Below are 22,385 nucleotides of genomic sequence, written 5' to 3'. Positions count from 1 at the left end.
CCGCCCGCCGCCCGGTCACCCGGCGATGAGCTCCAGCCGCGGCCCGCGGTGCAGGGCCAGGTACACCCGGTCACGGAGCACATTCGCCTCCCGGTCCGTCAGGGTCCGGTCCAGCGGCTGCAGGGTCAGCCGGACGAGTGCGTTCACGTGCCCCGGACCGAGGCCGAGGCGATTGACGGCCGACGCCGGCAGCTCCGCCGCCCGGGTGACCGCCACAACCTCAAGCGCCGCCAGGACCTCGGCCTCAGCCCCGAGCGCGGTGCGGGCCAGATCGCCGAGCAGCTCGCCGTCGGCGTCCTCCGCGGCGTCCAGCACCACCGACAGGTCCCGTCGGATCTCCGGCATGGCCGACACAGGCCGGTACGGCTCCAGATCCTGCATCTGGGCGCGGACTTCCGGGTGCTCCGAGCGCAGGAGCCGGATGTCGCCGATACCTTTGCGCAGCATCAGGGCCCGGTCCAGCCCCAGGCCCAGGGCGAGTCCGGCCCAGCGCTTCGGGTCCAGGCCGGAACCGCGCAGCACCCGCGCCGCCACCAGCCCGCATTCGGCCAGCTCGAGCCACTCACGGCTGCCGTCGGGACGGGTGACCAGTACATCCAGCTGTTGCCCGAGTGCCGTGTAGGTGTGTTCCGACGGGGTGGAGCGCCACTGGACATCCGGGTACCGGGCCGCCGGCATAACCGCTTCCACCACGGCGGCCATCATGCCGTGCAACTCGGCGGGACCGAGCAACCCGCGGGCCTTCACCCGCCACAGATCCACCTGGTGCGGTGTGCCGACGTGGGTGCGGTCCACCGCGTCCCGCCGGTAGACCAGGCCCGGCAGGACGTGCAGCCGGTCGTAGTGCCCCAGCTCGTCCCGAAGGGTGTCCAGCAGGGCCGGGACGCCCGCCGAGGTGTGGCTGCGAAGCATGACCGTCGGACTGACATGGCGGGAATAGCGGGAGTCCCGGGTGACGTCGCCGGGCGAGTAGCCCAGCCGGTCGTAGTTGTCGGCGGTCGCCACCAGCGGGTTGAGGCGGTGGGTTGCGGCGGGAATGTCCCAGAGGCGCTCCAGGGCGTTGATGACATCGGACAGCAACAGCTGCAGGGCGTGGGGGCCGGCGTCGGGATCCGACAGATCACGTACGGCGAGGGCGGAGTTCAGGGCGGGCAGATTGAGGTAAGTCTTCATGGTGGGGTCCTTGGCTGTTTTGGGCGGGAGGTGGATTCACCCTCAACCGCTGTGCCGGACGGACCCCGGCGGCTGCGTCTAGGCGCGCGTCAAGAAGCCCGTGCGGCCGGTACGCGGCCGAGGGCTGGTAAATCGCTGCTGCCTCTGCATGGACCCATCGTACGCCTGGCCCCGCCAGCCCGTGTGGTTAGCTCGCAAAGCGGACCCACAGGCAGCCAGGAAGACACTTGACCTTGACGCTACGTCAAGATTTAGGCTCTAAACAGCGGCCGGAAAGACCAGCCGCTGGGAACAGAGGGGCGCATGGACTGGTCAGTGCAGCAGATTGCGAAGATCGCCGGGACCACCAGCCGGACCCTGCGCCACTACGACGGCGTCGGGCTGCTCAAGCCCAGCCGCACCGGCCAGAACGGTTACCGGTACTACGACCAGGCCGCGCTCTTGCGCCTGCAGCGGATTCTGCTCCTGCGTGAGCTGGGCCTGGGGCTGCCGGCGATCGCGGACATCCTGGCCCGCGGGCAGGAAGCCGGGCCCGCGCTGGCCGGCCATCTCAAGTGGCTGCACCAGGAACAGGACCGGCTGGCGCGGCAGATCGCCTCGGTCCAGCACACGCTCACGGAACTGACGGCAGGAAGGGACATCATGGCAGAAGACATGTTCGACGGGTTCGACCACACAAGCTACAAGGACGAGGTGGAGGAGCGCTGGGGCAAGGCGGCCTACGCCCAGGGTGACGCGTGGTGGCGGGGGATGGGCCCTGCCGAAAAGGAGGCCTGGAAGCAGCGGTCCGTGCAGCTGGGCAGGGACTGGGCGGCCGCCGCCGAGTCCGGTGCGGCCCCGGACAGCCCCGAGGCGCAGGACCTTGCCCGCCGCCAGGTCGAATGGCTGACCGGGATCCCTGGAACGCCCGCCTCTGCACCCGGCGGCCCCCCAGGGCACCTCAAGGAGTACCTGTCCGGACTCGGCGACATGTACGTGGCGGACCCGAGGTTCGCCGCGAACTACGGCGGGGCGGCCGGCGCGGCGTTCGTCCGGGATGCGCTGCAGGTCTACGCGCAGAAGCACCTCTGACGGGACCTTCCCTCCGGCGAACCACCCGGAGCGGTGCCGCGCCTAAACTTATCCGGTGACCCCATCGACACTTTTCACGGCCGGCAACACCCCCGATGCTCCCCGCAGCGACCTCCCGGACCTGCTCCAGGCGCTCGCCGCGGACCTTCGCAGCATCGGCTACACGGTGGACGGCGTCGCCGAACTGCTCGGCCCGGCAGCCCACGCCGCCCTGGGCCGGGACCAGCTGATCCCGGCCCTTATCGCCACTGAAGCGGCCGCAGAAGGCGAGCGGACGACGGCGGCGCTCGCCGCCGTCGTCCGCCTGTGGCTGCTGGCCGAACCCCAGCCGGCCGCGACGCTGGACGCCGCCCTGCCGGGCATCGGCACGGACGGGCTGCTGCAGCTGGGACTGGTGGAAGCGTCGGCTGACGGCCTGGTGCAGGCGAAGGTGGACCTGCGACCGTACGGCTGGGAAGGCGCTCAGGCGGAAGGCACTGTCAGCGGCGGCGGCGCCGAACTCTGGGTGGCCAGCGACCTCGCCGCCCACCAGCGTCCGGGGGTGTTGCGCCACGACCACGTGCTGGGGATCGGGCAGGCCTCCACCACCCTGGTGCAGGTCACGGCGCGCCGGCACGTGGCCCGGGCCCTGGACCTGGGGACCGGCTGCGGCATCCAGACCTTCCACCTCCTGCACCACGCCGACCACGTCACGGCCACCGACATCTCAGCCCGCGCCCTGGCGTTCACCCGCTTCAACCTCATGCTCAACGCATCGGCCCTGCACCTGGATCCGGCCGGGCTCGAGGGCCGGGTGAGCCTGCGGCTGGGGTCGCTGCTGGACCCGGTGGCCGGGGAGGAGTTCGAGCTGGTGGTCTCCAACCCGCCGTTCGTCATCACCCCGCGGGGCGTCGGCGAGACCGCCGCGGACCAGTTCACCTACCGGGACGGCGGGTTGCCGGGCGATGACATTGTGGCCGCACTGGTCCGCGACCTCCCCTCGGTGCTCGCCCCGGGCGGAACAGCCCAGCTTTTAGGCAACTGGGAAATCCCGGCGGGGGCGGACTGGGCTGACCGGCCGCAAAGCTGGGCCAGTCCGGACGTGGACACCTGGTTCATCCAGCGCGAGGAGGTGGGCCCGGAGCAATACGCCGAGACGTGGCTGCAGGACGCCTCTGAGGCCCGCGACCGGGGGCTCTACCAGGCCTCCTACGCCGGGTACTTGGACGATTTCGCCTCCCGCGACGTGCAGGGGATCGGCTTTGGCATGATCTGGCTGCGCCGCCCCGCCGGCACCCGGTCCGTGCTGCGGCGGTTTGAAGAGATCACCCACCCGATCGAGCAGCCTGCCGGCCCGCACCTGGGTGCAGCCGTTGAACGCGCGGACTGGCTGGCCGCCCACGAACTCGAATCGGCGCACCTGCTCGTGGCCGATGACGTCACCGAGGAACGGCACCAGCGCCCCGGCGCCGAACACCCCGGCGTCATCCTGCTCCGGCAGGGCGCCGGGTTCCGCCGCACCAACCTGCTCAGTACCGAGCTGGCCGGCTTCGTCTCAGCGTGCGACGGCGAGCTCTCCGTCGGGCAGATCATCGGCGCCCTTGACGCCCTGCTGGGCGGGTATGAGGGCTTCGACGGCGGGGCGTTCCGTGAGCGGCTCCTCGACGAAGTCGGCAACCTGGTGCGCGACGGGTTCCTGCTGCCGGGCTGAGCCGGCCGCACCGTCCCGGCCGAACCGGGGCAGCACATAGGCGGTCACGGCAAGGGCCACCAGCACGCCGGCCACCCCCGTGAGGAGGAAGCTCAGCCGGATCGGCAGCATGGCGCCGAGCAGCCCGCCTATGGCCAGGGCGGCAATGGAAACGGCGCGGGTCAGGCCGCCGATGATCGCCATGGCCTGCCCCCGGCCGCTTTCCGGCATCCGCAGGATCGCGATCGCGCCGAAGCACGCGTTCAGCGCACCGCAGGCCGTGCCCATCGCCGTGTAGGCCGCGAACAGCAGCCCCACGGTGGGCACCAGGGCCATAACCGCCAGGAAGGCCGAGGTCAGGACCATCGACGCGAGCAGCACCCGCAGCCGCGCCGGCGGGGTCTGGATCCGTCCGGCGAGCGCGGCGCCCGCGGCCATGCCGAGCCCGAAGGCCGCGGCCAAGAGCCCGTACTGGGTCTCGGTCGCACCGAGTTCGCCCCGGGCCAGGAAGACTTCCAGCACGTTGGTGGCCTCGCCCACCAGGATGAAGAACAATGCGCCGAGGACCAGCGCCCAGACCAGGCTGTCGCCGCGGATCAGCCGCAGGCCGTCCAGCAGCGCGGGCGCCTCCCGGCCGGCCAGTTCCGCCGCGGTGCCGCGCCGGGTCCGGATCAGCAAGGCACCGGCGCCCATCGCCAGGTAGCAGGCGCTGGCCACACCGAAAACCAGCCCGGAACCGCCCCAGCCGCTCAGCAGGCCGCCCGCCGCCGGCCCGGCCATGCCGGCAATCATGATGGTGGCCTGCATGGTGCCCATCGCCCTGGGAGTACGCTCTTCGCCAACAATTCGTGGCAGCAGCGCCTGCCACGTGGGTCCGGCCACGGCCTGCGCCGCGTCCAGCAGGAACGTCAGGGCGAACAGCAACGGAACGGGGCTATCCAGGTACTGCAGGGCGAACCCCATCCCAGCCACGGCGGCAGCGCTGACCACAGAGGACGCCGTCGCCAGGAGCCGGGAATCCCGGGTGTCGGCAAGCCTTCCGGCCCAAGGCGCCAGCAGCACCAGCGGCAGCGCCGAGCACAGCAGGTAACCGGCCACCAGCCACGGCCCGGCCGGTCCCGTCGCGGCAATGTTCTGCAGGTGCAGCATGATGCTGACGACGACGGCGCCCATCCCGGCCGTAGCCAGGAAACGGGAGCTTCCGGCGAGCAGGAAGTCGCGGTTGCGCCAGAGGGCGCGCCCGCCGGAGAAGCCACTGCCTTTATGAAGTGTTTGTTTCATAGTAGACAAAGTAGCCGGTTCCGAATCATAGTGTCAAGCATTCCTTTCATAGTTTGGCGGACGCCGGTAGACTTGAGACGTGAATGCAGAGAACCCGAAGGCGGAACTGTCCGCCGCTCCGGCCGCCAAGCGTAGGCCGCGCCCGGAAAAGAAGGTCGAGATCACCGACCCGAAGGCGATCCGGGCCCTGGCCCATGCCGCCCGGCTGGAGGTCATCTCCGAGTTGTATTCCACCCAGGTGAGCCGGACCGCCACCGAACTGGCCGCCCAGACCGGCCTGACCCCCAGTGCCATGAGCTACCACCTGCGTGCCCTGCAGAAGTGGGGCATCGTGGCCCCGGCAGCTACGGCCGGTGACGCCCGGGAACGCCGCTGGAAAGCCGCCGGCACTGACTTCACCATCAACTCCGGAGGCGGCGTGGCGAGTCCCGAGTTCGCCGTGCTGGACCTCGAGCTGGACGCCTACCGCCGGCGCGTCAACGCCTACGCCAAGACCCGGGACGAGAAACGCCAGCGCGGTGAAGCCGTGGACGGCCCGTCCTCCGTGGTCCTGGCAAGCAACCTGCTCTACCTGACACCGGCCCAGCGCACGGAGCTTAATGACAAGCTCTTCGACCTCCTGAAGGACTACGAACTCGAGGACCCTGATCAGGTGCCCGAGGGTGCAGTGCGGATGGCCACCATGTGGTCGATGATTCCGGACGACCGGGGCACCGCCGCGCCTGCTTCCTGACCCCCGGCCCTCCCGCATTCCCGCCCGGCCGCCCGGTGGGCCCAGTTTGTGGCGCCGTCGGCCAAAACAGTGCAGCCGGTGCCACACTGGTCATACCGCGGGCCCAGGCCCGCGGGCCGCAAAGCCAACCGGCCACGGAGTAACGGCGAAAGGGTTCAGCAATGGGTAAAGCCCACGATGATGACCGGCCCGATGTATTTACCCGGTTCACCACAGCCACTGCGAGGGTACTGGGCCATGCCTGGGTCTTCAGTGCGGCCGTCGCCGTGCTTGTGGTCTGGGCGTGCACGGGCCCGTTGCTCAAGTTCTCAGACACCTGGCAGCTGGTGATCAACACCGGCACCACGATCGTCACCTTCCTGATGGTGTTCATCATTCAAAACACCCAGAACCGGGACACCGCCGCGCTGCACTTGAAACTGGATGCGCTGATGCTCGAGCTCAAAGTCAGCAACGCGAAACTGTACGACGCCGAGAACGAGGGCGAGAAGGAAATCGAGCGGCAGCGCGAACGGATCGAACGCGCCGCCGTCGCGGAGGATTCCGGCGCGTCCTAGCCGGCGGGTCCTAGCTGGCCGGCCGCCGCTGCTAGCCCGCCGCCGTCCCGCCGCTGGCCTGGCGCGGTCAGCGCGCCGCCGTCCCGCCGCTGGCCTGGCGCGGTCAGCGCGCCGCGATCAGTGCCTGGGGCGCGGCCTGCTTCATCCGAGTCTGAAGCCACCGCAACTGCACTGCCGTCTCGCCGTCGCACCGGGACACCACGTCCAGCAGTTCCCGGTCGCGGAGGGCCGAGCCGGCCTGCTTGACCATGGTCCAGGTGACGTCCACCAGGCTCGCCAGCAGGTACAGGTCCTGCAGGTCCCGCAGGAGCCCCACCGGGCCCTCCCGTGTGCTGGACAGGCCCTCGGCGTGGAGACGCTCCGGCTCGGCGTCGGAGGGATCCTCTCCGTAGCGCTGAGCGATGGGCTGCAGCAGCCGCCCGTGTTCCTCGCACTGCCGGGCCAGCGTCTGGCACAGGAAATGCACGTCGGGTTCGGAGCCGTGGCCCTCGGCGACCTGGCGGAAAGATTCCGCGAGGGTGTTTTCGGCCTGGTGGAGCATGCCCAGGTAGATGCTGAGGTTCATCGCCGGACCTCCCGCCCGCTCGTCCCGGAGGAGGCGCCCATGGCCGGCGGCCCGGGTTTGACTGCCTCCGGGAACGTGGGCGGCGGGGCGGCGCGGATGTGTTCCGAGGCCTCGGCTGCGCTGCCGCCGGTGGTCGGCCGCAGCCGCTGGCCGGTTCCGGCCGCCGGGCGCGACGCCGCCGTCGTGGGAGCCGGGGCGGGGCCGTCCGCGTCGCCGATCTTCTCCACCTGGACGGCCGCATTTTTGAAGACCGGCTGCTTGGAGACCGGGTCCCATTCGGTGAGCGTCAGTTCGTTCGCCGCGGTGGGACGCTCGCCGGGGGCTCCGCCGCGGTCCCAGTAGCCGTAATGGAAGGGGGCAAAGACCGTCCCCTTCCGTATGTCGCTGACCCGGGCGGGGACCTCGATCCGGCCCCGCCGCGACGTTACCCGGACAAGGTCGCCTTCCCGGATTCCCAGGCGCCCGGCGTCGTCCGTGCTCAGTTCCACCCAGGCACTGGGGGCCGCGTGGGTGAGCGGGCGGGAACGTCCGGTCTTGGTCCGGGTGTGGAAATGGTAGACGGTGCGGCCCGTGGTGTACCGCAGCGGGTATTCGCCGTCGGGTTCCTCGTGCGGCGGAAAGTAATCAGCGGTTTTCAGCACGGCCCGGCCGGCCGGAACGGTGGCGCGGAACGACTCCGCCCCCACCGTGGCGCCGGTGAGGAGGTCGTGGCCGTAACTTTCGCAGTAGCCAGGGTCCGTGGGGAAGACACCGCCCGCGTAGAGCCGGTCGCGGCCGTTTGGGTTTTCGGCATTGCAGGGCCACGGGATGCCGCTGCCGCCGCGGAGCCGGTCGTAGGTTATGCCGGTGTAGTCGCAGGGCCGTCCCCGGGAGCACTCCTGCCACGCCCGGAAGGCATCCTCGGGCCCGTCCCAGGCCAACAGCGGGGCGCCCTGCAGTGTGGTGAATTCCATCCGGCGGGAGTAGTCGAGGAAGATCTCGAGGTCGCTGCGGGCCTCGCCGGGCGGTTCCACGGCCTTGTCCGACAGGTGCACGGTGCGGTTGACGTTGGTAAAGGTGCCTGTCTTCTCGCCCCAGGCAGCCGCGGGCAGCACGACGTCGGCGGCCTGCGCGGTTTCGGTCAGGTAAAGGTCCTGCACCACCAGGAAGAGTTCGGGCTTGGCGAGGATGTCGCGGATCCGGGGCAGGTCCGGCATGGACGCGGCCGGATTGGTGGCCGAGATCCAAAGGAATTCGATTGACCCCTGCTCGGCGTAGCGGAAGATCTGCATGGCGTGTGTGGGTGGTGCCCAGTGCGGAATGGTCAGCGGATCCACGTCCCACAGCTCTGCGAGTTCCTGAATGTGGTCCGGGTTTTCCCAGTTCCGGAAACCGGGCAGGTCCCCGTCCGCCCCGCACTCGCGGTTGTTCTGCGCGGTCGGCTGGCCGTTCATCTGGAGGATGCCGGACCCAGGCTGTCCCAGCAGGCCGCGGAGCAGGTGCAGGTTGTTGACCTGGCAGGAGGACGCCGTGGCCTGCGCGGACTGGTAGAAGCCCTGGAGGACGGTAGAGAGGACCCGGGGCGCTGTCCCGAAAATGCGCGCGGCCTCGCGGATGTCCGCCGCGCTGACATCGCACACGGCCGCCGCGGCTTCCGCCGTCCAGGGCTCCACGGTGGCTTTCAGCTGCTCGAAGCCCACCGTGTGCGCCTGGACGTAGTCCTTGTTGATCCACCCGTTGGCCAGGACCTCGTGGACCAGCGCGTTCATCAGCGCCAGATTCGTGCCCGGGCGGACGGCGAGGTGGACGTCCGCGTAGCGCGCCACCTCGGTGTCCCTCGGATCGACGCAGACCACTTTGGGCCGGTCCGGTCCCGCGATGCGGTCCAGCACCCGCGACCACAGCACCGTCTGCGTCTCCGCCATGTTGTGGCCGTAGAGGAAGATCGCGTCGCAGCTGTCGATGTCAGTGTAGGACCCGGGCTGGCCGTCGGCGCCAAAGGTCTCCTTCAGCGCCGCCGCAGCCGTCGCCGTGCACAGCCGCGTGTTGCCGTCCATGTGCGGGGTTCCGATGCCCGCCTTCCCGATGACCGCCAGGGCGTAGTACTCCTCGAGGAACAGTTGCCCGCTGGTGTAGAACCCGTGGCTGAGCGGCCCGCGATCTTTCAATAGCTGCTGGCTCCGCTCGGTGATCCGCTTCATGGCGGTGTCCCAATCGCACTCCAGGAGGCGTCCGTTCTCGCGGATCATTGGCCGTTCGAGGCGGTCCTTGTGGGACACACCCTGCCAACTGGCGAACAGGCCCTTGGGCCCGAGCCTGCCGTGGTTCACCAAGTCGCCGGACCGCCCGCGAATGCCCACCATGGCGCCGTCCTTCACCGCGATGTCACAGGCGCAGCCGTTGCTGCACAGGACACACGCGGACTGCACCCAGCGGTCGACGTCGCCCTCCGCAACGCCGTCCTTCAGCGCCTGGTCCACCCGGACCGGCCACAGGCCGTCCTTGGGGTAAGGCGTCCTCGTGCCCCAAATCTCGGCGATCCTGTCAACCATCGTGATCCTCCCCATCGAGTGCCCTCGGGTCTCCCGCGGCCGGCGGCGGCCGGCGGCCGGCGGTGCCTCCAGCTTTATCAGCGAAGACGCGCCCCCGTAAAGGGGGCGCGTCGGGTCGCGGCCCCTCCCTCGGCGTCCTTTCCGAGGCCGCCATCCTGCGATATGGCAAGCGTGCCTACTGCAGGGGAGGGGCTCGCGGATGCTGTCCCGGCGGTCAGCCGGATCCGCCCGGACACCCCCGTTCCGGCGTCCAGCGCGGGTCCCGGATCCGTGATGATTTCGGGGCCGGTTGCGCGGGTTGCCGCAAAATATGGTGAACTAGGCGGGTATGGGCGCATCTGCCCGAGCCACCTTTTTCTGTAGGAGCACCGTGCCAAGCAAGGCCCCCACCGGCAAGAAACTCGTGATTGTGGAGTCTCCGGCCAAGAGCAAGACCATCGCCAAGTACCTGGGCGAGGGTTTCATCGTTGAGGCCTCCATCGGTCACATCCGGGACCTGCCGCAGCCCTCGGAGCTCCCCGCGGAACTGAAGAAAACCCCGCTGGGCAAGTTCGCCGTCGACGTCGAGCACGACTTCAAGCCGTACTACGTGGTCTCTCCGGACAAAAAGAAAAAGGTCGCCGAACTCAAGGCCCAGCTCAAGGGCGCCGACGCGCTCTATCTCGCAACCGATGGGGACCGCGAGGGCGAGGCCATCGCGTGGCACCTGCTGGAAGTCCTTAAGCCCAAGGTCCCGGTGTACCGGATGACCTTTGGTGAAATCACCAAGGAAGCCATCCACCGCGCCATGGACAACCTGCGCGACGTGGACCAGGACCTGGTCGATGCGCAGGAAACCCGCCGTGTGCTGGACCGCCTCTACGGCTACGAAATCTCCCCCGTGCTCTGGCGCAAGGTGGCCCGAGGCCTCTCCGCCGGCCGTGTGCAGTCCGTCGTGACCCGCATGGTGGTGGACCGCGAACGCGAACGCATGGCCTTCAAGTCCGCGTCCTACTGGGACCTGACGGGCCAGTTCGGTGCGGAGTCGGGATCGTTCAAGGCCAAGCTCGCCTCCGTCGATGGGTCCAAGGTGGCCAGCGGCCGGGACTTCAACGACGACGGCGAACTGACCTCCCGCGGTGTGGTGCACCTCAGTGAAGAGCTGGCCGCGTCCCTCGCCGCCGGCCTGCAGGACGCGGACTTCCGCGTCCGCTCGGTCGACACCAAGCCGTACACCCGCCGTCCCGCGGCGCCGTTCACCACCTCCACGCTGCAGCAGGAGGCCGGCCGCAAGCTGCGCTTCTCCTCGAAGAGCACCATGCAGGTGGCTCAGCGACTCTACGAAAACGGCTACATCACCTATATGCGTACGGACTCCTCGGCGCTGAGCAACGAGGCCGTCACCGCGGCCCGGCGCCAGGCCTCCGAGCTGTACGGCCCGGAGTACGTCCCGCAGTCGCCGCGCGTCTACGCCGGAAAGGCAGCGAACGCGCAGGAGGCCCACGAGGCCATCCGTCCCGCCGGTGACTCCTTCCGGACCCCGGCGCAGGTCGCGAAGCAGCTCTCCGGCGACGAGTTCCGGCTCTACGAGCTGATCTGGAAGCGCACCGTCGCCTCGCAGATGGCCGACGCCAAGGGCTCGACGGCGACCATCCGCCTCGGCGCCGTCGCTGGTGATGGCAGGGACGCGGAATTCTCCGCCTCGGGCACCGTCATCACCTTCCCCGGCTTCCTGGCCGCATACGAAGAGGGCAAGGACGAAAGCCGCGGGGACGAGGATTCCGAGGAAGCGCGCCGCTTGCCGAACGTGGCCAAGGGCGACGCCCTGACCGCCTCGGACATCGTCGCCGTCGGGCACGAGACTTCCCCGCCGCCGCGCTACACCGAAGCGTCCCTGACCGCGGAACTGGAAAAGAAGGGCATCGGCCGCCCGTCGACCTACGCCTCCACGATTTCCACCATCCAGGACCGCGGCTACGTCCGGAAGCAGGGCTCCGCGCTGGTCCCGAGCTGGATCGCGTTCTCCGTGATCCGGCTGCTTGAGCAGCACTTCCACGACTACGTGGACTACGACTTCACGGCCGACATGGAAGCGGACCTGGACAAGATCGCCAACGGCCAGGAGGCGGGTGCCGCCTGGCTCAAGCACTTCTACTTCGGCGAGGACTCCGATCCCGGGCTGCTGAGCATCGTCAACAACCTGGGCGAAATCGACGCACGCGAAATCAACTCCGTGCCCATCACCGACGGCATCACCCTGCGGGTTGGCAAGTTCGGGCCGTACCTGGAAAGCTCCATCCCCACCGTGGACCCGAAGACCGGCGAAGTGGTTGAGTCGGCCCGCGCCAACGTCCCCGAGGACCTTGCCCCGGACGAGCTCACAGCCGCCAAGGCGATCGAGCTGATGGAGACCGCCGCACCCGAGGAGCGTGTGCTCGGAGCCGACCCGCACACCGGGCACACCATCGTGGCCAAGAACGGCCGCTACGGCGCCTACGTCACCGAGGTCATCCCGGAAATGACCGAGGAGCAGCTCGCCAACCAGCCGGTGGAGTACTACAAGAACGGCAAACCGAAACCGCCGAAGAAGCCCGTCAAGGCCAAGCCGCGCACCGGGTCGCTCTTCGCCTCGATGGCCGTGGACACCGTCACCCTGGATGAGGCCCTGCAGCTGATGAGCCTGCCGCGGGTGCTGGGCCAGGACGCCGAGGGCAACCCCATCACGGTGCAGAACGGCCGCTTCGGACCGTACCTGAAGAAGGGCACCGACTCCCGTTCCATCGGCTCGGAGGAGGAGATCTTCACCATCACGCTGGAGCAGGCGCTGGAGATCTACTCGCAGCCCAAGCAGCGCGGTGCCCGTGCGGCCGTCCCGCCCCTGGCGGAGTTCGGTCCGGACCCGGTCTCGGAAAAGAACATCGTGGTGAAGGAGGGCCGCTTCGGCCCGTACATCACCGACGGCGTCACCAACATCACCGTTCCGCGCACCACGGCCATCGAGGAACTGACCCGGGAACGCGCCGTCGAGCTCCTCGCCGAGAAGCGCGCCAAGGGCCCGGTCAAGCGCAAGCCGGCGGCCCGCAAGGCGCCCGCCCGGAAGGCTGCCGCCAAGAAGTAGGCGGCGCCTTCCGGCGCCCGGGAATTGCGGACCGGGGCCCAACGTGATCGAGTAGGAACATGACTGAACAGCCTGCACCCATGGATCTCCAGCCCCTCAACGACCTCGAAGAGAAGCTTGCCCGGGGGGAGCAGCCCGACGCCAACCCGGTGGATGTCATCCTGTCGTTCCTCAACAACGAGGTCTACATCGTCAGCTCCGACACCATCGACGGCCCGGATTCGCAGGTGGAGCCGCTGGTCCTCGCCAACGGCTCCGGCGAACCGGTGCTGGCCGTGTTCTCGCACCCGAGCCGTGTCACCGAGCAGTACCTCGCCGCGGCGCCGAACGTGCTCGGCACGCAGGGCTCGGCCATCATCGGCAACCTCGGCGACCAGCTGGGTATGGTCATCAACCCCGGTGCCGCCTACGGATTCGAGATCGATCCCGAGGGCGTGGCGAACATCCGCCGCGACTTCAAGCCGTCCGACGCCGAACCGGACGCCGCCCCTGACGGGAACCAGGCCTAAGACCGGCCTGCGGGCGTCCGCGGCGGTGCCGCGGCGCCCGTTTAGGGCACAGGCCCTGCGGGGAGAATAATGGCAGCATGCGGCTAGGCGTCCTCGATATCGGGTCAAACACTGTCCACCTCCTCCTGGTGGATGCCCACCCCGGCGCGCGCCCGGTACCGTTCGCCTCGCACAAGCGCCCGCTCTCGCTGGTGCAGTTCCTCGACGCGGACGGCAACATCAACGACGCCGGCCAGCACGAGTTGACGGAGTTCGTCCTCGAAGCGTGGGAGTTCGCCGCCAAGCACAAGGCCGAGGACCTCCTCGCGTTCTGTACCTCGGCGATCCGCGAGGCCACCAACGGGGCCGAGGTCCTGGCCCGCGTCAAGCACGAAACCACCGTCACGCTGCGGGAACTGACCGGCAGCGAGGAAGCCTCCATGACGTTCTTCGCGGTCCGCCGCTGGTACGGCTGGGGCGCCGGACCCATGCTGAACCTGGACATCGGCGGCGGCTCCTTCGAAATGGCCTACGGCGAGGACGAACTGCCCGAGTTCGCAACGTCGGTCCCGCTCGGGGCCAGCCGGCTCACCCGGGACTGGCTGCAGGAGGACCCGCCGTCGGCCAAAAGCGTCAAGGAACTCCGCCGCTACATCCGCTCCACCCTCAAGCCGGCCGTCCGTGAGTTCGAGAAGCTCGGCAAGGCCAACCACGTGGCCGGGACGTCCAAGACCTTCCGGTCCCTGGCCCGCATCGCCGGTGCCGCGCCCAGCGGCGCCGGCCCGTACGTCAAGCGCGAACTCCACGCCACGGACCTCGGCCTCTGGGCCCAGCGGATCTCCGCCATGGAAGTGGAGGACCGGCTGAACCTCCCCGGCGTCTCCGAAGCACGGGCCCCGCAGCTGCTGGCCGGGGCGCTGGTGGGCGAAGCGGCCCTGGAAATGTTCGAGTTCCCCAGCCTGGAGATCTGCCCGTGGGCCCTCCGTGAGGGACTGATCCTCCGCCGGCTGGACCAGCTGGTCACCGAGGGCCCGCTGCAGCCGGCGCCCCACGTCATCCAGGCCGTGGAACCCGCCGAACCGCAGACCCCCGACGTCGAGGGACCGGCCGCCTCTTAACGGCGGGCCTCCGCGGCGCCCCGGTGACGGCACGACATGTCGATCCGTGGGTGCGTCGTTCGTGGACAAGATGAGAGGCCGGCAACGGACCGGCCAACGTCAAGGAGGACAGCATCATGGCACGGTACCTGCTCAGTATTTACCAGCCCGTGGGCCCGGCACCCGCCCCCGAGGTCCTGGCGCCCATCATGGAGAACCTCGACGCCGTGAACCGCGAGCTGAAGGCTGCCGGCGCGTGGGTGTTCGCCGCCGGGCTTCACCCCACCGACACGGCCACCGTGGTGCGGCCGCAAGGAGGCGGGATGCTCATCACGGACGGCCCGTTCGCCGAAGCCAAGGAACACCTCGGCGGGTTCACCGTCATTGAGGCGGAAGATCTCGATGCGGCGCTCGGCTGGGCCGGCAAGCTGGCCCGCGCCACCACCCTTCCCATCGAGGTGCGCCCTATCCAGCTTTAGGACGGCGTTCCCGGCGCCCCGGCTGTCGCTTAAAAGCGAAGGCACCGGCGTTCCGCTGCGGGAAAATGGGGGAAACCCGCTGCAGACCACCGGTGCCGGGCAGTCATCCGCATGACTACCTATCATCACTCGCACCCTCAATGAGGCAGTTCCTACGTTAATCACCGAGGTTGTGAGCAACCTGCGCTAAATATGTGAGCTGGCTGTGAATCGGGGCGGACTGCAATGATGGGGGCATGAGCAACCGAATCGCATTCCTGGGCTGTGGATCAATGAACGAGGCAATTATGGGCGGCATGATCGCCGGCGGGACCGACCCCGCCGACATCGTCGCGACGGTCCGCCGGGCCGAACGCGCCGCCGAACTGGCTGAGCGGCACCCCGGAATCACGGCCATTGCCGGCGAGGAGGAACCGGAGAACAACACGCAGGCCGCCACCGGCGCCGCCGTCGTGGTGCTGGGCGTCAAACCGGTCGGCATCGCCGACCTCTCCCGTGAGATCAGCGGATCACTTTCCCCGGACACCATTGTTGTCAGCGTGGCCGCTGCCGTCTCGCTCGAGCAGCTGGAAGCCGCACTGCCGGCCGGCCAGCCCGTCATCCGCGCCATGCCGAACACCCCGGCCCGGCTGGGCCGCGGCGTCGTCTCGGTCTCGGCAGGGAAGCACTGCTCCGCGGAGCAGCTCCAGCAGGCCAAGGACATCTTCGCGGCCGTGGGCACCGTCGTCGAGATTCCGGAGGAGCAGGTGGACGCGCTGTCCGCCATCAGCGGGTCCGGACCGGCCTACGCGTTCTACCTGGCCGAGGCGATGGCTGCCGCCGGCGCCGAGCTGGGGCTCGACGCCGAACTGTCGCTGCTGCTGGCACGTGAAACGGTTGCCGGCGCAGGATTTATGCTCGCCGAACCAGGTGCCGACCCCGCCGCGCTGCGCAAGGCAGTGACCAGCCCGAACGGGACCACGGAACGGGCGATCGTGACCTTTGATGAGCGCGGGCTCCCGGGCATCATCGCCGAAGGCGCGCGGGCCGCTGCCCGGCGCGCAGCCGAGATCACCAAACAGCTGGGTTAGCGCCGGGACGCGGAGCGGACCCGGGTGGCAGGATAGGACCATGGAATTGCATATCACCGGAGACGCCGCCGCGGACCAACTGCTCAGTGACGATCCGTTTGCGCTGCTCACCGGCATGCTGCTGGACCAGCAAGTGACCATGGAGTCCGCGTTTGCCGGTCCGGAAAAGATCCGTGCCCGCATCGGCTCCATGGACCCGGCACGGATCGCCGGCCAGGACCCGCAGGCCTTTGTCGAGATGTTCAAGGAACGCCCCGCCGTCCACCGCTTCCCCGGCTCCATGGCCGGTCGCGTCCAGGCCCTCGCCGAGACGGTGCACAGCGACTGGGACGGCGACGCATCCGCCATCTGGACGAAGGGAAACCCCGACGGCCAGGAGGTCCTGCGCCGGTTGAAGTCGCTGCCGGGGTTCGGCGAGCAGAAGGCCAAGATCTTCCTGGCGCTGCTGGGTAAACAATGCGGACTCCAGGCCGAAGGATGGCGTGAGGCGGCCGGCCACTACGGCCAGGCGGACGCTTACCTGTCCGTTGCGGACATCGTGGATCCGGAGTCGCTGACCAAGGTCCGGGCCAGCAAGCAGGCGGCCAAAGCCGCGGCAAAGGCGGCCAAGGGGAGCTAGCGGGCGGAGGCGTTCCCCGCCGCTGCTTGCGCCGTGCCGCGGGTGTTCGGCTGACCTCCCACAAGATAGTGACTTATGGCTCGTTGTGGGGTCAGCCGCCGCGGTAACTAATTGGACTATGAACAGCCGCGGACGGGTACCGCAGCCGGGGCGCGCACGGTCAATCCTGGCGCCGCTCGTCGCCTGTGTGCTCAGCGCCGTTATGCTCGCGCCGGGCGATCAGCCAGTTTCCGGCCCCGGCACAAGTTCCAGCAGCGGTATCAGCATCGGCAGCAGCATCAGTGCCGGAATCAGCAGCGGTACCAGCATTGACGACAACGCCAGACACTTCAGCAGCCGGGTCCTCGCGTCCAACGGCGACAAGGCCATCGACCCCGTCCTTGGCAGGCACTATCGAATCGTCGCGCTCGCAAGCCTTGGCAACGGCGTCGTGCTCGCCGCCTATGACGGCCGTCCCGACGGCGGCGACTCCCCGTCGGCCAACTCCATCATCCAGCGGCGCAGCACCGATCGGGGCAAGACCTGGGGCGCCCCCACCTTCGTCGCGCGCGGCCAGGTCGCCGCGCGCAAAGCACGTCGTTTTGGCTTTAGCGACCCGAGCTACGTAGTGGACCGGGAAACCGGCACGATCTTCAACTTCCACGTCTACTCGAAGGGCGCGGGCTTCGGCAGCAGCAGGCTCGGTAAGAACGATGCCGATCGGAGAATCATCAGCTCCGAGGTCTCCGTCTCGACCGACGGCGGGCTGACATGGTCGACGGACCCGGCGAACCGGCGGGCGTTGCCCCCGCGCCCGTCCTATGCCCGGGGGTCCAAGTACGCGGCTTTCGCGGGCCCCCTCATCACCCGCGTCGTCAAACCGGTGGGAACCAGGGTCCACGGGGTGGCCAACGTCGGCGGCGTCCTAGGTCAGTTCGCGACCTCAGGGGAGGGCATACAACTCCGGTACGGGCCCCACAAGGGACGGCTCATCCAGCAATTCGCCGGCAGGATCATCCAGTGGGATGGCTCGAAGCGGCTCCAGGCGTACAGTGTGTTCTCCGACGACCACGGCCGTAGCTGGCGCAGGGGCAAACCAGTGGGCGTGAACATGAATGAAAACAAGGTCGTCGAGCTCTCCAACGGCGATGTGATGCTCAATTCCCGAGACAACGCAGGCGGCGGCGGACGGCGGATCGCGGTCTCGCACGACGGCGGCGAGACCTACGGCCCTGTCACCTACAACTCCGTGCTCACCGACCCCCGCAACAACGCCACGATCACACGGATGTTCCCCGACGCGCCCAAGGGCTCAGCCGACGCCCGGAAACTGCTCTTTTCCAACGCCAACAACCCGCCGTTCGCCCGGAAGAACGGCACGATCCGCTATTCGTGCGACGACGGGGCGACCTGGAGTACCTCACGGGCCTTCGCGCCCGGCCTGCCGACAAACTACTCCACCGTGACCGCGCTGGGGAGCGGGCTGTACGGCATCCTCTATGAGGGTGCGCACAACACCATTACCTTCGATAGGTTCGACTCCAGGTGGCTTGACCCCCTGTGCGGACATCTCATCAGCGATTCCCCCTCAGTGCCGGCAGGCGGGCGAGTGGACGTCACGTTTACGGTGACCAACGAAGGTGAGCTCACCTTCAAGCCCGGACGTCTCTCGCTGAGCCTGCCCGCCGGCTGGACCTCGACGGACGCGGAGGTGCCCGCAATCGCTGCCGGAGGCTTTGCGACCGCAGCCGTCCGCGTGCGCGTCCCGGCCACCGCGAGGGCGGGCACCACCACCTGTACCGCCAAGTTCATGAGCGAGCAGGGGCATCTGGAGGTCAAAGTCCGTGTCACGGTCACCCACGCCCGGAAACCCCGGACTCCGCCGGCCGTGGCCCAGGATTAGGGCCGGGCCGCGAACCGCTCCAGCAGGTCCACGTGGCCGGAAACAATGAGCATGTCCCGTGCGGAGACCTTGGTCTCCGGGCGGGCGTAGGTGAAGTCCTCGCCGGGGGATTTCACACCCACGATCGTGACCCCGTACTTGGAACGCACCTTGGACTCATCCAGGGTGAACCCCACGGTTTCGCGCGGAGGGTACATTTTCACGATCGCGAAGTCGTCGTCGAACTCAATGAAGTCCAGCATCCTGCCCGAGACCAGGTGTGCGGCGCGGACCCCGGCGTCGGCCTCCGGGTAGATCACGTGGTTGGCTCCGATCCGGGTCAGGATCTTGCCGTGGGAGGGCGTGATGGCCTTGACCCACAGGTGCTCGATGCCGAGGTCCACCAGGTTGACGGTGATCAGCACCGAGGACTCGATCGAGGTGCCCACGCCGACGACGGCGGAGCTGAACTCCTGCGCGCCGAGCTGGCGGAGGGCGTCGATGTTGGTCGCGTCGGCCTCGACCACGTGGGTCAGTACGCTGGCCCACTTCTGCACCAGGCTTCGGTCGCGTTCAATCGCGAGCACCTCGCGGCCCTGCTTGACCAGCTGCTCAGCGGTGGACGCGCCGAAGCGGCCGAGCCCGATTACCAGCACGGGCGCGTTGTGGGCGGGGCGGTTGACGGCGCCTGAGGTACTAGCCAATGATCGGTCTCTCTTCCGGGTAGTGGTACAACTGGCTGCGCTGGCGCAGGGCCAGCCCAGCGGCGAGGGTGACGGTGCCGACGCGGCCGGCGAACATCAGGGCGGTCAGCACGTACACGCCGGCAGGGGGCAGTTCGGCGCTGAGGTTGGTGCTCAGGCCCACGGTGGCGAACGCGGAAATCGTTTCAAAGAGCACCCGGTCCAGGGATGCGCCGCTGATCTGCAGGAGCAGCAGGGCGGAGACGGCCACCAGGGTGGCGCCGGCGACGATCACCGAAATTGCCACCCGCATGGTCCCCTCGGGGATGGTGCGGCCATAGATCTTCACGTCCGCGTCGCCCCGCGCCTCGGCAATGATGGCCAGGAACATAACGGCGATGGTGGTCACCTTGATGCCGCCGGCGGTTGAGGCCGAACCGCCGCCGGCGAACATCAGCGCGTCCGTCAGCAGCATGGTGGTGGAGTCCATCTGGTTCTGGTCCACCAGGTTGAAGCCGCCGGAGCGGGTCATCACGGAAGCAAAAAGTGAATGGGTGATCTTGTCGCCCAGGTTCATGCCCCCAATGGTGCGCATGTTTTCCCACTCCAGCAGGCCCCACAGGACCGTGCCCGCAGCCAGCAGGATCAGCGAGACCTGGATGGTCAGCTTGGTGTGGAGGTTCCACTTCTTCCAGTTCAGCCCGTTCTGCTGCAGCACCATCACGACGGGGAAGCCGAGGCTGCCGAGGAACACGCCGACCATCAGCGGGACCAGGATCCACAGGTCGGTTTCGTAGGGGACGATCCCGTCCGAATGCGGGGTGAAACCGGCGTTGTTGAATGCGGAAATGGCGTAGAAGACCCCGTGCCAGACGGACTCGCCTACGCTCTCGCCCAGGGCCAGGAAGCGGGGGATCATGGCCAGCGCCAGCCCGGCTTCGATGACCACGGAGGTGACGATCACGATCCGCAGCAGGGTGCCCACCTCGCCGAGGCGGCCGGCGTTGTTCATGGCTTCCTGGGCGATCAGCTTGCCGCGGACGCCGAGCTTCTTGCTGACCATCAGTGCGAGCAGGGAGGCCAGGGTCAGGGTGCCGAGGCCGCCAACGAAGATGCCGACCAGGATGATGAGCTGGCCGAAGAAGGACCAGTGGACGGCCGTGGACACCACGGTCAGCCCGGTCACGCAGACGGCCGAGACGGCGGTGAACAGGGCCTGGTGCAGCGGCGTGACCTGCCCGGTGGCCGAGGACACGGGCAGGGACAGGAGCGCGGTGAAAATCAGGATCACGACGGCGAATGCCGAGACCGCCAGCCGGGCCGGGGAGGTGTTGGCGATGTCGTCGATGAAGTCGCGCAGCCGGGTGAAGATCCACAGGCCCTCGCGCTCCGGCTGGCCGGGGTGCCAGCTGGCCGGGTTCTGTGACCTCGACTGGCTTTGCGTCATGTGCGGCTTGTCCTCGGTTGTAACGGCGTCCCTCAGTAGTAAACCACTTTATTCCGCGCAATGACGGGGGAGCGGGGCGGTGCGCTCCGGTAGCCTGTGATTGATGACCTTCCTGCCCGGACTCGTTCAGACCGCCCTGCCGACGACGGTGGTGTGGGACTCCGCCATGACGGCCTACAACTTCGGCCACGGCCACCCGATGGCGCCGGAGCGGATGGAGCTGACCGAGCGGCTGGCCGGCAGCCTGGGGCTGTTCGACCTGGACCATGTGAGGGTCGCGGCCCCGTCCGTGGCCAGTGATGAGGAACTGGGCGCCGTGCACAGCGCGGAATACATCCACGCCGTCCGCCGCGTCAGCGCGGACCCGGACACTCCCGACCTTGCCCGCGGTCTCGGCACAGAGGACGACCCCGCCTTCGCCGGCATGCACGAGGCCAGTGCCCGGCTGGCCGGCGGGTCCCTCCTGGCGGCCGCGGCCATCCTGGACGAAACCGCGGTCCGGGCGGTGAACTTCGGCGGCGGCATGCACCACGCCTCGCGGGAACGGGCCAGCGGCTTCTGCATCTACAACGACGCCGCCCTGGCCATCCAACGGCTGCTCGACGGCGGGGTGCAGCGGGTGGCGTACGTCGACGTCGACGCGCACCACGGGGACGGAACGCAAAGTATTTTCTGGGACGACCCCCGGGTCCTGACCATCTCGCTGCACGAAACCGGGCTGACGCTGTTCCCCGGGACCGGCTTCGCCAACGAGATCGGCGGTCCCAATGCCCAGGGCAGCGCGGTGAACGTGGCACTGCCGGCCGGAACGGGGGACGCAGGCTGGCTGCGGGCCTTCCACGCGGTAGTCCCGCAGCTCGTGGGCGCGTTTGAACCGGAGGTTATCGTCAGCCAGCACGGCTGCGACTCGCACCGGCTGGATCCCCTGACGCACCTGAACATCAGTGTGGACGGCCAGCGCGAGGCTGCCATCGCGATCGGCAACCTCGCCGCGCGCTACTGCGAGAACCGCTGGATCTCCACCGGCGGCGGCGGGTACAACGTGATCACCGTGGTGCCCCGGTCCTGGAGCCACCTGATTGCCATTGCCGCCGGGCGGCCGGTGCCCCTTCGGACCCCGGTCCCCGAGGACTGGCGGCAGTATGTGCAGGACAAGTACGGGGCCAAATACGGCGTCGAACCGCCCGCCGTGATGGGCGACGACGTCGACCTCTGGTGGCGTTCGTGGGAGGTCGGTTTCGACCCCAACGACGAGGTTGACCGCACGGTTATGGCCACGCGGAAGGAAGTCTTCCCGCTCTACGGCCTTGACCCCTGGTTCGACTGACACCGGCGCCCACGAGCCCCCGCCGGGTCCCCGGACCGGGGCAGTAATTGGTGGATGCCATCCGGCGTATATGTCGCTAGGGTGGACTGCATGGTGACAGACGACGTATTTGCCGTCATTGCTGAGGCAACCCGGCGTGACATTCTGGTGTCCCTGCGCAACGGGGACAAGGCAGTGGGGGAGCTGGTCCAGGAGCTCGACGCGAGCCAGCCCACCATCTCAAAACACCTCAAGGTGCTGCGCGAAGCAGACCTTGTGAGCATGCGCGCCCAGGGCCAGAAGCGCTACTACGCGCTGAACCCGAAACCGCTGGCCGGCGTCGCCAGCTGGCTGGAGACGTTCGACGTCGGCCGTCCCGCTGCCGAGCCAGCAGCCCCTCCCGCCCCGGCGCAGGCCGCTCCCGGCACCCTGGCAGCAGCGGCTGCCCCCTCCGGGACCGTTGCGCCCGACCTGCCGAAGGACAGCTCACTGAGCCCCGCCGTCGCCCTCCCGGTCGGCACCGCGGGAGAAGACACCCGGCCGCAGCAGATCGGGCGCAGCGTCGGTCGAGCCGCCACCCGCGCCGCGGACCTGCTGGCGAACCTGCCCAAGTTCGGCCGGAAGAAGTAGCCCCGCCCGCCCCCACGGGACAACAGCA

18 protein-coding genes and 1 pseudogene are annotated in these 22,385 nt (G+C 68.7%); 13 read left to right on the top strand and 6 right to left on the bottom strand.

Translation table 11 applies throughout. The annotated features are described in order from the left end of the window. Nucleotides 1-15: 15 nt before the first annotated feature. A complete protein-coding gene (gene srmL / locus AC1DHY_RS03765; protein ID WP_476878292.1) occupies nt 16-1,173 on the bottom strand; it encodes a PheS-related mystery ligase SrmL in 1,158 nt (385 codons plus the stop codon). A gap of 303 nt (nt 1,174-1,476) precedes the next feature. Here srmL and AC1DHY_RS03760 point away from each other — a divergent pair, with 303 nt between their 5' ends. Further along, nucleotides 1,477-2,244 (top strand): MerR family transcriptional regulator, encoded by a 768-nt coding sequence (locus AC1DHY_RS03760; protein WP_476878293.1) that lies wholly within the window; start codon nt 1,477-1,479, stop codon nt 2,242-2,244. Nucleotides 2,245-2,299: 55 nt separating this feature from the next. Continuing rightward, a complete protein-coding gene (locus AC1DHY_RS03755) occupies nt 2,300-3,934 on the top strand; it encodes a DUF7059 domain-containing protein (RefSeq protein WP_476878294.1) in 1,635 nt (544 codons plus the stop codon). Nucleotides 3,935-3,964: 30 nt separating this feature from the next. Here AC1DHY_RS03755 and AC1DHY_RS03750 read toward each other — a convergent pair. Continuing rightward, nucleotides 3,965-5,194 (bottom strand): annotated as a pseudogene (locus AC1DHY_RS03750) (MFS transporter); the annotation flags it as partial. A 79-nt stretch (nt 5,195-5,273) separates the two neighbouring features. On the opposite strand from AC1DHY_RS03750, the gene AC1DHY_RS03745 reads away from it, so the two are divergent. Continuing rightward, the gene (locus AC1DHY_RS03745) at nt 5,274-5,927 is read left to right on the top strand and encodes an ArsR/SmtB family transcription factor (RefSeq protein ID WP_476878295.1); all 654 of its coding nucleotides are present in this window, start codon (nt 5,274-5,276) and stop codon (nt 5,925-5,927) included. A gap of 161 nt (nt 5,928-6,088) precedes the next feature. Next, complete coding sequence (locus AC1DHY_RS03740; RefSeq protein WP_476878296.1) at nt 6,089-6,484, top strand: low affinity iron permease family protein; 396 nt, start codon at nt 6,089-6,091, stop codon at nt 6,482-6,484. A 103-nt stretch (nt 6,485-6,587) separates the two neighbouring features. Here the strand turns inward: AC1DHY_RS03740 and AC1DHY_RS03735 are convergent, their stop codons facing one another. After that, complete coding sequence (locus tag AC1DHY_RS03735; protein WP_476903169.1) at nt 6,588-7,049, bottom strand: ferritin family protein; 462 nt, start codon at nt 7,047-7,049, stop codon at nt 6,588-6,590. Next, nucleotides 7,046-9,580 (bottom strand): molybdopterin oxidoreductase family protein, encoded by a 2,535-nt coding sequence (locus AC1DHY_RS03730; protein WP_476903168.1) that lies wholly within the window; start codon nt 9,578-9,580, stop codon nt 7,046-7,048. The genes AC1DHY_RS03735 and AC1DHY_RS03730 overlap by 4 nt, the downstream gene beginning before the upstream one ends. 370 nt (nt 9,581-9,950) lie before the next feature. On the opposite strand from AC1DHY_RS03730, the gene topA reads away from it, so the two are divergent. From topA to AC1DHY_RS03695, 7 genes are all read left to right on the top strand, one after another. Further along, nucleotides 9,951-12,677, top strand: coding sequence for a type I DNA topoisomerase (gene topA, locus AC1DHY_RS03725; protein ID WP_476903167.1), 2,727 nt, complete (start codon nt 9,951-9,953; stop codon nt 12,675-12,677). Between the two features lie 59 nt (nt 12,678-12,736). After that, on the top strand, nt 12,737-13,186 hold the full coding sequence (locus AC1DHY_RS03720) for an SseB family protein (RefSeq protein ID WP_476878412.1): 450 nt from the start codon (nt 12,737-12,739) through the stop codon (nt 13,184-13,186). A gap of 77 nt (nt 13,187-13,263) precedes the next feature. Further along, a complete protein-coding gene (locus tag AC1DHY_RS03715) occupies nt 13,264-14,283 on the top strand; it encodes a Ppx/GppA phosphatase family protein (protein WP_476878413.1) in 1,020 nt (339 codons plus the stop codon). 116 nt (nt 14,284-14,399) lie between these two features. Then, nucleotides 14,400-14,741, top strand: a complete 342-nt coding sequence (locus AC1DHY_RS03710) for a YciI family protein (protein ID WP_476903166.1) — start codon at nt 14,400-14,402, stop codon at nt 14,739-14,741. Between the two features lie 236 nt (nt 14,742-14,977). Then, nucleotides 14,978-15,811, top strand: a complete 834-nt coding sequence (proC, locus tag AC1DHY_RS03705; RefSeq protein ID WP_476878415.1) for a pyrroline-5-carboxylate reductase — start codon at nt 14,978-14,980, stop codon at nt 15,809-15,811. Nucleotides 15,812-15,851: 40 nt separating this feature from the next. After that, nucleotides 15,852-16,430 (top strand): HhH-GPD-type base excision DNA repair protein, encoded by a 579-nt coding sequence (locus AC1DHY_RS03700; protein ID WP_476878416.1) that lies wholly within the window; start codon nt 15,852-15,854, stop codon nt 16,428-16,430. Between the two features lie 118 nt (nt 16,431-16,548). After that, nucleotides 16,549-18,312, top strand: a complete 1,764-nt coding sequence (locus tag AC1DHY_RS03695; RefSeq protein ID WP_476903165.1) for an exo-alpha-sialidase — start codon at nt 16,549-16,551, stop codon at nt 18,310-18,312. Here the strand turns inward: AC1DHY_RS03695 and AC1DHY_RS03690 are convergent. Further along, nucleotides 18,309-18,947 (bottom strand): potassium channel family protein, encoded by a 639-nt coding sequence (locus AC1DHY_RS03690; RefSeq protein ID WP_186372291.1) that lies wholly within the window; start codon nt 18,945-18,947, stop codon nt 18,309-18,311. The genes AC1DHY_RS03695 and AC1DHY_RS03690 overlap by 4 nt on opposite strands. Nucleotides 18,948-18,987: 40 nt before the next feature. Then, complete coding sequence (locus AC1DHY_RS03685; RefSeq protein WP_476878418.1) at nt 18,988-20,421, bottom strand: TrkH family potassium uptake protein; 1,434 nt, start codon at nt 20,419-20,421, stop codon at nt 18,988-18,990. 103 nt (nt 20,422-20,524) lie between these two features. On the opposite strand from AC1DHY_RS03685, the gene AC1DHY_RS03680 reads away from it, so the two are divergent. Next, nucleotides 20,525-21,748 (top strand): acetoin utilization protein AcuC, encoded by a 1,224-nt coding sequence (locus AC1DHY_RS03680; protein WP_476878419.1) that lies wholly within the window; start codon nt 20,525-20,527, stop codon nt 21,746-21,748. A gap of 90 nt (nt 21,749-21,838) precedes the next feature. Further along, nucleotides 21,839-22,357, top strand: coding sequence for an ArsR/SmtB family transcription factor (locus AC1DHY_RS03675; protein WP_476903164.1), 519 nt, complete (start codon nt 21,839-21,841; stop codon nt 22,355-22,357). The last annotated feature ends 28 nt before the right edge of the window (nt 22,358-22,385 follow it).

This window comes from Arthrobacter sp. 05L44, assembly GCF_056397605.1.
This window is presented reverse-complemented; position numbering and strand designations above follow the sequence as displayed.

Coding starts and splice junctions, on each gene's coding strand:
- srmL (WP_476878292.1), bottom strand. CDS start 1,173: ATGAAGACTTACCTCAATCTGCCCGCCCTGAACTCCGCCCTCGCCGTA.
- AC1DHY_RS03760 (WP_476878293.1), top strand. CDS start 1,477: ATGGACTGGTCAGTGCAGCAGATTGCGAAGATCGCCGGGACCACCAGC.
- AC1DHY_RS03740 (WP_476878296.1), top strand. CDS start 6,089: ATGGGTAAAGCCCACGATGATGACCGGCCCGATGTATTTACCCGGTTC.
- AC1DHY_RS03735 (WP_476903169.1), bottom strand. CDS start 7,049: ATGAACCTCAGCATCTACCTGGGCATGCTCCACCAGGCCGAAAACACC.
- AC1DHY_RS03730 (WP_476903168.1), bottom strand. CDS start 9,580: ATGGTTGACAGGATCGCCGAGATTTGGGGCACGAGGACGCCTTACCCC.
- AC1DHY_RS03720 (WP_476878412.1), top strand. CDS start 12,737: ATGACTGAACAGCCTGCACCCATGGATCTCCAGCCCCTCAACGACCTC.
- AC1DHY_RS03715 (WP_476878413.1), top strand. CDS start 13,264: ATGCGGCTAGGCGTCCTCGATATCGGGTCAAACACTGTCCACCTCCTC.
- AC1DHY_RS03710 (WP_476903166.1), top strand. CDS start 14,400: ATGGCACGGTACCTGCTCAGTATTTACCAGCCCGTGGGCCCGGCACCC.
- proC (WP_476878415.1), top strand. CDS start 14,978: ATGAGCAACCGAATCGCATTCCTGGGCTGTGGATCAATGAACGAGGCA.
- AC1DHY_RS03700 (WP_476878416.1), top strand. CDS start 15,852: ATGGAATTGCATATCACCGGAGACGCCGCCGCGGACCAACTGCTCAGT.
- AC1DHY_RS03695 (WP_476903165.1), top strand. CDS start 16,549: ATGAACAGCCGCGGACGGGTACCGCAGCCGGGGCGCGCACGGTCAATC.
- AC1DHY_RS03685 (WP_476878418.1), bottom strand. CDS start 20,421: ATGACGCAAAGCCAGTCGAGGTCACAGAACCCGGCCAGCTGGCACCCC.
- AC1DHY_RS03680 (WP_476878419.1), top strand. CDS start 20,525: ATGACCTTCCTGCCCGGACTCGTTCAGACCGCCCTGCCGACGACGGTG.
- AC1DHY_RS03675 (WP_476903164.1), top strand. CDS start 21,839: ATGGTGACAGACGACGTATTTGCCGTCATTGCTGAGGCAACCCGGCGT.